At 70.7% G+C, this 10,904-nt stretch carries 9 protein-coding genes and 1 tRNA gene; 5 read left to right on the top strand and 5 right to left on the bottom strand.

The features are described 5' to 3' along the window. A partial coding sequence (locus FGF04_RS29105; RefSeq protein ID WP_149514434.1) for an SAM-dependent methyltransferase occupies positions 1 to 966 on the top strand: 966 nt, incomplete at its 5' end. 92 nt (positions 967 to 1,058) lie between these two features. On the opposite strand, the gene FGF04_RS29100 is transcribed toward FGF04_RS29105, so the two are convergent. Together FGF04_RS29100 and FGF04_RS29095 are read right to left on the bottom strand one after the other, a co-directional pair. Continuing rightward, positions 1,059 to 3,587 carry an ABC transporter permease gene (locus tag FGF04_RS29100; protein WP_149514273.1) on the bottom strand — a complete coding sequence of 843 codons (2,529 nt, stop codon included), beginning with the start codon at positions 3,585 to 3,587 and terminating at the stop codon, positions 1,059 to 1,061. Between the two features lie 242 nt (positions 3,588 to 3,829). Continuing rightward, positions 3,830 to 4,600: an ABC transporter ATP-binding protein gene (locus FGF04_RS29095; RefSeq protein ID WP_149514272.1), complete on the bottom strand. Its 771-nt coding sequence runs from the start codon at positions 4,598 to 4,600 to the stop codon at positions 3,830 to 3,832. Between the two features lie 465 nt (positions 4,601 to 5,065). Between FGF04_RS29095 and FGF04_RS29085 the strand changes: the two genes are divergently transcribed. From FGF04_RS29085 to FGF04_RS29075, 3 genes are all read left to right on the top strand, one after another. After that, positions 5,066 to 5,149, top strand: a tRNA-Leu gene (locus tag FGF04_RS29085). A 178-nt stretch (positions 5,150 to 5,327) separates the two neighbouring features. Beyond that, complete coding sequence (locus tag FGF04_RS29080; RefSeq protein WP_149514271.1) at positions 5,328 to 6,503, top strand: 4-hydroxybenzoate 3-monooxygenase; 1,176 nt, start codon at positions 5,328 to 5,330, stop codon at positions 6,501 to 6,503. Positions 6,504 to 6,710: 207 nt separating this feature from the next. Continuing rightward, a complete protein-coding gene (locus FGF04_RS29075) occupies positions 6,711 to 7,616 on the top strand; it encodes a Bax inhibitor-1/YccA family protein (RefSeq protein WP_149514270.1) in 906 nt (301 codons plus the stop codon). Positions 7,617 to 7,727: 111 nt separating this feature from the next. On the opposite strand, the gene FGF04_RS29070 is transcribed toward FGF04_RS29075, so the two are convergent. After that, positions 7,728 to 7,958: a DUF4287 domain-containing protein gene (locus tag FGF04_RS29070; protein ID WP_107015651.1), complete on the bottom strand. Its 231-nt coding sequence runs from the start codon at positions 7,956 to 7,958 to the stop codon at positions 7,728 to 7,730. 104 nt (positions 7,959 to 8,062) lie between these two features. On the opposite strand from FGF04_RS29070, the gene FGF04_RS29065 reads away from it, so the two are divergent. Further along, positions 8,063 to 8,374 carry a hypothetical protein gene (locus FGF04_RS29065; RefSeq protein ID WP_149514269.1) on the top strand — a complete coding sequence of 104 codons (312 nt, stop codon included), beginning with the start codon at positions 8,063 to 8,065 and terminating at the stop codon, positions 8,372 to 8,374. A gap of 51 nt (positions 8,375 to 8,425) precedes the next feature. Here the strand turns inward: FGF04_RS29065 and FGF04_RS29060 are convergent, their stop codons facing one another. After that, complete coding sequence (locus FGF04_RS29060; RefSeq protein WP_149514268.1) at positions 8,426 to 9,214, bottom strand: hypothetical protein; 789 nt, start codon at positions 9,212 to 9,214, stop codon at positions 8,426 to 8,428. Positions 9,215 to 9,497: 283 nt separating this feature from the next. Continuing rightward, on the bottom strand, positions 9,498 to 10,718 hold the full coding sequence (locus tag FGF04_RS29055) for an acetyl-CoA C-acetyltransferase (RefSeq protein WP_149514267.1): 1,221 nt from the start codon (positions 10,716 to 10,718) through the stop codon (positions 9,498 to 9,500). Between the last annotated feature and the right edge of the window lie 186 nt (positions 10,719 to 10,904).

Raw genomic sequence — 10,904 nt, 5'->3', positions numbered from 1 at the left:
CTCGTACGGCTGGCGGGCCCCCCGCTGCCGCCCGCCCCGCCCCGCGAGGAGGTGCGCAGACACTCCCGGCTCTCCCGCCTGCACACCAAGCGCAGCGACCGCCGGGCGATCAGCCACCACTACGACGTCGGCAACGACTTCTACGAGCTCGTCCTCGGCCCCTCCATGGTCTACTCGTGCGCCTATTGGGAGACCCCGGACGGCACCCTGGAGGACGCCCAGCGCGACAAGCTCTCCCTGGTCGCCCGCAAGCTGGACCTGAAGCCCGGCATGCGGCTGCTCGACGTCGGCTGCGGCTGGGGCTCGATGGCCGTCCACGCCGCCCGCGAGTACGGCGTGCGCGTCGTCGGCGTGACGCTGTCGCAGGAGCAGGCCGCGTACGCCCGCAAGCGCGTCGCCCAGGAAGGGCTCACCGACCGGGTCGAGATCCGCGTCCAGGACTACCGCGACGTCGCCGACGGCCCGTACGACGCGATCTCCTCCATCGGCATGGCCGAACACGTCGGCAGCGAGCGCTACCTGGAGTACGCCAGGGACCTGTTCGGCCTGCTGAAGCCCGGCGGACGGCTGCTGAACCACCAGATCGGGCGCCGTCCCTGGCAGGACGAGTCGGCGTACGAGCTCGACGGGTTCATCGACGCGTACGTCTTCCCGGACGGGGAGCTCGCGCCGATCGGCGAGACCGTGACCCAGCTGGAGCGCGCCGGGTTCGAGGTGCGCGACGTCGAGTCGATCCGCGAGCACTACGCGCTGACCCTGCGCCGCTGGGTGGCCGACCTGGAGGCGCGCTGGCCGGAGGCCGTCCGCCTCGCCGGTCCCGGCCGGGCCCGTGTCTGGCGCCTCTACATGGCCGCCTCGGCGCTCGCCTTCGAGCGCAACCAGATCGGCGTCAACCAGGTGCTGGCGGTACGGACGCCGCAGTCCGGCGCGTCGGGCCTGCCGCTGCGGACCCGTACCTGGAACTGAGCGGACCGGACGCACGAGGAGGGGCCCCGTTCCCGGCGGAACGGGGCCCCTCGCTGCGGGACGGAGTCCCTCGCTGCGGAACGGCGGCGCCGCTACTCGGACTTGATCGCCGAGAGCATGTTCAGACGGGCCGCCCGCCGGGCCGGCCACAGCGCGGCCAGGACGCCCACCACGGCCGCCAGCAGCAGGAAGACGGCCATCCGGTCCCAGGGCAGCACCAGTTCGTACGTCGGCATCTTCCCGGCCAGCAGCTCACCGGCCGCCCAGCCGAAGAACACGCCCAGACCGACCCCGAGCACACCGCCGAACAGCGAGATGACCAGGGACTCCAGGCGGACCATCCGCTTGATGCCCTTGCGGTCGAGGCCGATCGCGCGGAGCATCCCGATCTCCTGCGACCGCTCGAAGACGGACATGGCCAGGGTGTTGATGACCCCGAGCACGGCCACGATGACGGCCATCGCCAGCAGGCCGTACAGCATGTTCAGCATCAGCGTGAACATCTGCGCGATGTCGTTGGAGACGTCCTGCTTGTCCTGGACCTTGACGGCGGGGTTCTGACCGAGCGCCTTCTCCAGGCCGTCCTTGGTCGCGTCGGACGGGCCGCCGTCGGTCTTCACCAGGACCTGCATGTCGCGCGGGTCCGTCTCGTGCGGGGCGAGGGTCGCGGTGTCGACCATGATGCCGCTGATCATCTCGTTGCCCTCGTACACACCGGCGACCGTCAGCTTCTCCTTCCTGTCGTCCTCGTACGAGACCGTGAACGTCGAACCGGCCTTCCAGCCGTGGTCCTTCGCCGTCCCGTCGTCCACGACGACCCGGGCGTCGCCCACCTCGAACGAACCGCTGTCGACCTTCAGGTCGGTCAGGCCGCCGATGGTGGAGCCGTTCACACCGGTCAGGTACTCGGTCTCGCCCTCGATGCGCGCGGGCGCGTTGCGCATCGGGCTGGTGGCGGTGACGCCGTCGGCCTCGGCGAGCTTCTTCTCGACGTCGGGCGACAGGGAGTTGAAGTTCGCCATGGAGACCACGTAGTCGGCCTCCAGCGCGGACGTGGCCATCTTGTCGATGGACTTCTGCAGGCTGCCCGCCATCACCGTCATGCCGGTGATGAGGGTCAGGCCGATCATCAGCGCGGAGGCGGTGGCGGCGGTGCGGCGCGGGTTGCGCACGGAGTTCTGCCGGGCGAGCTTGCCCGAGACGCCGAAGATCCGCAGGGCCGGGGCGGCGCCCGCGATCAGCGGGCGGGACAGGAGCGGGGTGAGGATGAAGACGCCGATGATCAGCAGGACCGCGCCGAAGCCCATCGGGGCCTGGCCGTCGCTGCCGTTCATGGTGGTGGCGTAGAGGACGACGGCGGTGCCCGCCGCGGCGAACAGGGCGCCGAGGGTGTTGCGCAGCACCAGCGACTTGGTGGTCGCGGCGGCGTGCACGCTGCTCATCGCGGCGACCGGCGGGATCTTCGCGGCGCGGCGGCCCGGCAGCCAGGCGGCGAGCATGGTGATCAGGATGCCGACGGCGAACGAGGTGACGACCGTGCCGGGGGTGATCACCAGGGGGCCGTCGGGCACGGCGGCGTCCAGGGTGCCCATGAGGGCGCGCAGGCCCGCGCCGATGCCGATGCCGGCGAGCAGGCCGGTGACGGCGGCGACCGCGCCGACCAGGAAGGCCTCCAGGAGCACCGAGCGGGTGACCTGCTTGCGGGAGGCGCCGACCGCGCGCAGCAGCGCCAGTTCCTTGGTGCGCTGGGCGACCAGCATGGTGAAGGTGTTGGCGATGATGAACGTGCCGACGAACAGGGCGATGCCGGCGAAGACCAGCAGGCCGGTCTTGAGGCCGCTCATCGACGCCTCGATCTGGACGGCCTGGTCGTCGGCGAGCTCCTGACCGGTGGTCGTGGACGCGACGTCCTTCGGCAGGACCTTGTCGAGGTTCGCCTGCAGCGCGCTCTGGCTGGTGCCCGGGGCGGCCTTCACGTCGATCTCGTCGTACGTGCCGCTCTTGTGGAAGAGCCGCTGCGCGGTGGCCGTGTCGAAGAGGGCGAGGCTGCCGCCGGCGGCGACGTTGCCGTCGTCGGTGGTGAAGATCGCGGTGACGGTGGGGGTGAGGACCGGGCCGTCGACCGAGATGCGGATCTTGTCGCCGACCTCGTAGCCGGCGCGCTCGGCCGTTTTGACGTCGAGGGCGACCTCGTCCTTGCCGGACGGGGCCTTGCCGGTGCGGATCGGGTAGCGGGGGTCCTTCTCGCCCCAGTAGTTGCCGCCCTGCGACTGGAAGCCGCCGCCGATCAGCTTGCCGTCCTTGTCGGCGATCGCGGTGAAGCCGGTGACGACGCCGATGGCGCTGTCGGCGCCCGGGGCCGCCGCGGCCTTGTCCAGCAGCGGGCGGGTCAGCTCCGGGTCCTTGCCGAGCTTGTCGCCCTTGTCCTCGGCGTACTCCGGCTGTACGGCGACGTCGACCTGGTCGAAGCCCTTCGCCGAACTCTTCTGGTAGGCGTCCGAGATGGTGTTGGTGAACACCAGGGTGCCGGAGACGAACGCCACGCCCAGCATCACGGCGAGCACGGTCATCAACAGCCTGGCCTTGTGCGCGAGCACGTTGCGCAGGGCGGTACGGAACATTGTCTTCTCAGTCCAGGTAGGTGGGGATTCCCCGCGCCCCTGAGGAGCCGGGGGCCGGCGTGCTGCGTCGGGTGCGGGCCCGGTGGGGGTTGCTCGCGCAGTTCCCCGCGCCCCTCGAAAGCGGGGCTGCGCCCCGGCTTTCGCCCCTTTAGGGGCGCGGGGAACTGCGCGAACGGCCCCCACCGGCCCGCAGGTCAGGCGTCGGGCTCAGCCCAGGGAGGGCAGAGAAGGGGCGCGCCCCACTAACTCGTGCGGCCCTTGGAGTCGAACCGCTTCATGCGGTCCAGCACCGCATCCGCCGTAGGCGCATGCACCTCGTCCACCACCCGCCCGTCCGCGAGGAAGACCACCCGGTCCGCGTACGCCGCCGCGACCGGGTCATGGGTCACCATGACCACGGTCTGCCCCAGCTCCCGCACGGAGTTCCGCAGGAACCCCAGCACCTCCGCCCCCGACCGCGAGTCCAGGTTCCCGGTGGGCTCGTCGCCGAAGATGATGTCCGGGCGGGACGCCAGCGCCCGGGCCACGGCGACCCGCTGCTGCTGACCCCCAGACAGCTGCGAGGGCCGGTGCGAGAGCCGGTCGGCGAGCCCCACCATCGCGATCACCGTGTCCAGCCACTGCTTGTCCGGCTTGCGGCCCGCGATGTCCATCGGAAGGGTGATGTTCTCCAGGGCCGTCAGCGTCGGCAGCAGGTTGAACGCCTGGAAGATGAAGCCGATCTTGTCCCGGCGCAACTTGGTGAGCTGCTTGTCCTTGAGGGAGCCGAGCTCGGTCTCGCCGATGCGGACCGAGCCGGAGGAGAAGCTGTCCAGCCCCGCGACACAGTGCATCAGCGTGGACTTGCCGGACCCGGAGGGACCCATGATCGCGGTGAACTCGGCCTGCCGGAAGTCGACGGAGACCCGGTCCAGGGCGACCACCTGGGTCTCCCCCTGGCCGTAGACCTTGGACAGTTCCGTGGCACGGGCGGCCACCGCGGTGGTCCGTTCGGCGAGGGGAGTGGTGGTCACGGGAGGGTGCTCCTTGGGGTGACGGCGACGAGTGGACGACTGCTTCCATCGTCGGCGCCGCACCGCGCCGTGTAGTCAGCCGCTGTTCCGGTTCCGGGGGCAGACTCCGGTCGGACCGCGCCGCCGCGCGTCATACCTGGGGATGACCCCGGCCCCTGAGGACGGGACCCGGCGGGCGGCCCGGCAGGCGGCCCGGAAGACGGCCCGGAGGGCGGCCCGGAAGGCGTCAGGAGGCGGAATCCGCGACGGTTCGTCAGGTTCTGCCCGTTCGGCCGGTGAAATCACGTCATTCCCCGGGCGCCGTCCGGCGCCCCCCGAAAGGCATTTGGCATGTGCTGATGGCGCATACCGTGGGCTGATGCACCCTCAGACTCCAATAAAATAAGACAACATCGGGCCGCCCCACCGAAGTTCGGGGGAGCGGTCCCGATAGGCTCGGAGCACTCGAAGCGGAGTCCATGGCCTGCCCGGATGGTGGAATGCAGACACGGCGAGCTTAAACCTCGCTGCCCCTGACGGGGCGTACCGGTTCAAGTCCGGTTCCGGGCACCTCCGACACTTCACGTCTTCCCGGCGTACCCCTGTGTATCCCTGCGTATGCCGGTGAAGGGTGCACCCCTCATTGAATACTTGACCGCGTGACCGTTGACAGCGCGTTCCGTGCGCCGGAGACTCACGTGAACGAAATGGTGAATAAAACTTCACTGGGCGAACAGAGGGCGTGTCGATGCGTACCACCGTCGGGATCATCGGAGCCGGGCCGGCCGGCCTGCTGCTGGCGAGGCTGCTGCACAACGCGGGGATCGACTCCGTCGTCCTGGAGAGCCGCGACCGCGCGTACGTGGAGCAGCGCCAGCGCGCCGGGATCCTGGAGCAGGGGACCGTGGACGTCCTGCGCGCGGCCGGTGCCGGTGAGCGCATGGACCGGGAGGGGCTGCGCCACGACGGCATCGAGCTGAGGTTCGCGCGCCGGCGCCACCGGGTCGACTTCCCCGCCCTCACCGGCGGCCGGTCCGTCATGGTCTACGCCCAGACCGAGGTGTGCAAGGACCTCATCGCGCTCCAGCTCAAGGAGGGCGGACCGCTGCTCTTCGGGGCGGAGGCGCTGGCCGTGGAGGGCGCAGACACCGACAGTCCCCGGGTCCGGTTCCGCCGCGAAGGGCGCGAGGAGGTGCTGGAGTGCGCGTACGTCGTCGGGTGCGACGGCTCCTACGGCGTGGCCCGCCGCGCGATCCCCGAGGAGCTCACCCGGGTCTACGAGCGGACGTACCCGTTCGGGTGGCTGGGGATCCTCGCCGACGTGCCCCCCTCGCACGACGAGCTCGTCTACGCCCGGCACGAGCGCGGTTTCGCCCTGCTGTCCATGCGCTCGCCCGTCGTCTCGCGGCTCTACCTCCAGGTGCCGGCGGAGACGGACGCCGCGGCGTGGAGCGACGGGGAGATCTGGGACGAGCTGGAGCGCCGGTTCGAGACGGCCGACGACTGGCGGCTGGAGCGGGGGCCGATCACCGCCAAGTCCGTCACGCCCATGCGCAGCCACGTGCACGAGCCGATGCGGTACGGGCGGCTTTTCCTGGCCGGGGACGCCGCCCACATCGTGCCGCCCACGGGCGCCAAGGGGCTGAACCTCGCGGTCGGCGACGTGGTGACCTTCGCGCGGGCGCTGGCCCACCAGGCCGCCACCGGCTCCGACGACCTGCTCGACGCCTACTCGCCGACCTGCCTGCGCCGGGTCTGGCAGGCCGAGCGGTTCTCGTACGAGATGACGGCCATGCTGCACCGCGCACCCGGCGCGACGCCCTTCGAGGACCGGATCCAGCTGGCCCGGCTCGAACGGCTCGCCTCCTCGCGCGCCGCCGAGCAGGACCTCGCCGAGGCCTACACGGGCTTCCTCCTGGAGTGACGCGGGCCCCGTCCTGGAGTGAAAGGACACCGCCGGGGGAACCGGACCGGTACGTACCGGCGTTCTACGGGTGCGGGGAATGCCGGGGTGAGAACCGGTGTTCCCGGTCACAAGAGGGGAAAGATCCTCCCCAGGCACTAGATGCATTCTTTTGCCTACCCATTACTCTTGAGCCAAGGCCACGCAGGGTGGCCATGGAGGAGTGAAATGAGGAGCAGCAACCCGGTCTTCTCGCGACGGGGATTCAGCCGCGACAACGGCTACGCGGGGTTCAACGCGGCGCCGCAGGCCGGGGGCCCCGCTGTCGGGACGCAGGGAAACCCTTACGCACAGGGCGCCCCGCAGGGCGGTAACCCGTACGCGCAGAATCCTTACGCTCAGAATCCGTACGCCCAGCAGGACCTGCAGCACGGCGCACCGCCGCAGGCCCCGTCCGCCGCCGGCCGCATGACGATGGACGACGTCGTCACGCGGACCGCCATGACCCTCGGGACCGTCACCGTCGGTGCCGTTCTCGCCTGGGCCCTGCTGCCGGTCTCGTCGAGCAGCTACGGCCTGGCCATCGGCGCGGCGCTCATCGCCATGGTCTTCGCACTGGTCCAGGCCTTCAAGCGCAAGGCCTCGCCCGCGCTGATCCTGGCGTACGCCGCCTTCGAGGGCGTCTTCCTCGGCGTGATCAGCGAGATGTTCAACAGCCGGTGGTCCGGCGCGCCCTTCCAGGCGGTGCTCGGCACGCTGGCCGTCTCCGGCGCCACCCTGCTCGTCTACCGGGCGGGCTGGATCCGCGTCACCGCCCGGTACGCGCGCATCGGTATGGCCATCGCGATCGCCTTCGTGCTGGTCATGGCGGTCAACCTGCTGCTGGTCGTCTTCGGCGTCGCCGACGACGGCGGTCTGCGCAGCATGGGCCCGCTGGGCGCGATCGTCGGCATCCTGGCGATCGTCCTGGGTGCCTTCTTCCTGACGCTGGACTTCAAGCAGATCGAGGACGGCATCGCCTACGGCGCGCCGCGTGACGAGTCCTGGCTGGCCGCGTTCGGCCTGACCATGAGCCTCGTCTGGATCTACCTCGAAATGCTGCGGCTGGTCGCCATCTTCAGCGGCAACGACTAGCAGCACCGCGCCGGGCCCCCGCGGGCCCGGCGACCGTCCGGTGCGAAGGGCCCCGCGAACCACGGTTCGCGGGGCCCTTCGTCCTTCTTCGGTGCCGGAGCGGAGGAGCGCTCAGCGCAGGTTGCGCGCCGCCCTCCTCAGGTCGTACTCGTGGATGATCGCCTTGGCGTGGCCGTACGCGAGGTCGTGCTCGGCGCGGAGCCAGCTGACCTTCTCCTCGAAGCGGTGGAGAGCGGGGCCTTCGTCGACGGTGCGCAGCCAGTCGGAGATCTCACGGCCGGTGCAGTGGGGGATGCGGGCGAGCAGGTTGCGATGGGTCTCCGCGGAGAAGACTTGGGACATCGGCGCCTCCGGACGCAAAGGGGATGTAAGCCGGTCCTTCACGCCACCGTGCCTGAGCGTTCGGTCGTTGGCAACAGCCCGGTTGCTACGCGTAGTCTCGCGACGTGCTTGATACGACACCGCTGACCCGTGCCGTCGACCACTTCGCCGACCGGCTGCGGGCCGCGCCGCAGAGCCGGCTGCAACGAGGTGCGGCGGCCGAGGCGTTGGCCCTGGCCAGGGAGTTGGCACTGCGTGCCCAGCGGATCGAGGACCCCGAGGGGGTGCCCCGGGAGATGCCGGACGCGGGCATGTTCGCGTCGGCGGACCAGATCACGGTGGCCGTCCACGACCTGGCACTCGTCCTGAGGACCGAGGCGGAACTGGCGGAGGCCCTGGTGCTCGTGGAGGAGGCGCAGAAGAGGGCGGGCGTCTGATCCGGGCGTCCGGCCGCGTGCGGACGGACGCGGGGCGGGCCCGCAGCAGGCCTACAGCGAGGCGATGACCCGGTCCGCCAGCACGTAGACGCTCTCCTGGCCGCAGGAGAAGGTCAGGGCGTACGCGCCCGAGACGCCCGAGCCGCCGAGCAGGACGGGCGGGTGGCCGGCGCGCAGGGACTCGGCCAGGCGTTCCGCGGTCTCGCGGTGGCCCGGGGTCATGCACAGGGTGGTGCCGTCGGCGAAGACGTAGACGTCCAGGGTGCCGAGCGGACCGGGCCGCACGTCCGTCAACTCCGTGCGCGAGCCGGCCAGTTCCTCCAGGCAGGCGACCGTGCGTTCGTGGTCGTCGACCACGGGGGACTGGACCGGGACGAAGTCCGGGTGCGAGGGGTGGCGCCGGCGGGCCGCGGCCAGTTCGGGGGAGTCCCCGGCGAACTCGTCGGCGTCGGCGGGCGGCTCGGTCACCGGCTCCAGGTGCTCCAGGCCGGCGAAGTCCGACTGGCGCGGCAGGAACAGCTCGCTGTCGGGCAGGCCGAGCAGGGTCGGCGCGTCCCCGGCGTCGCGTGCCTCCTGGGCGGCCCAGAACGCGCGGGCCTCGGCCAGCTCGCGCTCCCGCTCCTCGGCGAGGGCCTCGGCGACGGCCACGCGTATCTCGTCGGTGTCGGCGGCGGCGCGGGCCGCCGGTACGAGGCCGTGCGCGGCGGCGCGGCTCTCGGTCAGCTCGGTGTGCAGGGCGGCCACCTGGCGGCGCAGCGCCAGCAGGGTGCGCAGAACGGCGACGCCCACGGCCGTGGTGGTGGCTGTGGCGAGCAGCAGAGCGAGGAACGTGGTGCTCACTGACGTACTCCCGGTTCAAAGTCGACCCCCGACTTCCTACATCAGCTTGAAGGGCGGACTAACCGAGTGTCAGTGCGTAACGTCACGAAAGGGACAGGACTTTAGCCCTGACGTCCATCTGTTCGGTGGTCCTGACCTGCGCGGATCCCTTGTCGAAAGGACTTAGGTCACATTCTGGGGGAGATTCGGTCGCAGAACGACCCGGAGCCCCGTTCGGGACGGGACTCCGGGCCGCTTCGTTCACGCTGAGTTCAACTGCGGTCACTGCGAGCGTGCTTCGGGGCTAGCTCAGGCGCTCGATGACCATCGCCATGCCCTGGCCGCCGCCCACGCACATCGTCTCCAGGCCGAACTGCTTGTCGTGGAACTGGAGGGAGTTGATCAGAGTGCCGGTGATGCGGGCGCCGGTCATGCCGAAGGGGTGGCCGACGGCGATCGCGCCGCCGTTCACGTTCAGCTTCTCCAGCGGGATCTCCAGGTCGCGGTAGGAGGGGATCACCTGGGCCGCGAACGCCTCGTTGATCTCGAAGAGGTCGATGTCGCCGACGGTCAGACCGGCGCGGGAGAGGGCCTGCTTCGACGCCTCGACCGGGCCCAGGCCCATGATCTCGGGGGAGAGGCCGGTGACGCCGGTCGACACGATCCGGGCCAGCGGGGTCAGGCCGAGCTCGCGGGCCTTCGTGTCGGACATGATCACCAGGGCGGCGGCGCCGTCGTTCAGCGGGCAGCAGTTGCCGGCCGTGACCATGCCGTCGGGGCGGAAGACGGGCTTGAGACCCGCCACGCCGTCCAGCGTGACGCCGGCGCGCGGGCCGTCGTCCTTGCTGACGACCGTGCCGTCCGGGGTGGTCACCGGGGTGATCTCGCGCTCCCAGAAGCCGTTCTTGATGGCCCCCTCGGCGAGGTTCTGCGAGCGGACGCCGAACTCGTCCATGTCCTGGCGGGTGACGCCCTTGATCCGGGCGAGGTTCTCCGCGGTCTGGCCCATCGCGATGTACGCGTCCGGGACGAGGCCGTCCTCGCGCGGGTCGTGCCAGGAGGCGCCCTCGCTGGCGGCGACCTCCGCGGTGCGGGCCTCGGCCTCCGCGAAGAACGGGTTATGCGTGTCCGGGAGGCTGTCGCTGTTGCCCTTGGTGAACCGGGAGACCAGCTCCACGCCCGCCGAGATGAAGACGTCGCCCTCGCCGGCCTTGATGGCGTGCAGGGCCATGCGGGTCGTCTGGAGCGAGGAGGAGCAGTAGCGGGTGATCGTGCAGCCGGGGAGGTGGTCCATCCCCATCTGCACGGCGACGATGCGGCCGAGGTTGTTGCCCTGCTCGCCGCCGGGCAGGCCGCAGCCGAGCATCAGGTCCTCGATGTCCTTCGGGTCCAGCTCCGGGACCTTGTCGAGGGCCGCCTGGATGATCGTGGCGGTGAGGTCGTCGGGCCGCAGGTCCTTGAGGGAGCCCTTGAACGCGCGGCCGATGGGGGAGCGGGCGGTCGAGACGATCACTGCTTCGGGCATCTGCGGCTCCATGGGCGTTGCGGGGGTGTGGGCGGACCTGTGGGGGAAGTTACCCGTATGGGCGTGTGACGCGGACCGCCCTTTCCAAGCGCTTGCTTTTTGCTCCGCGGGTTCTTGGTCGGCTGCGGGTCCGGTGGGGGCTGATCGCGCAGTTCCCCGCGCCCCTGGGTACCTAGGGGCGCGGGG

The sequence above is a fragment of the Streptomyces apricus genome, from assembly GCF_008369065.1.
GTDB lineage: Bacteria > Actinomycetota > Actinomycetes > Streptomycetales > Streptomycetaceae > Streptomyces > Streptomyces apricus.
Note: the sequence above shows the minus strand (reverse complement) of the source record. Positions and strands in the feature narration are given on the sequence as shown.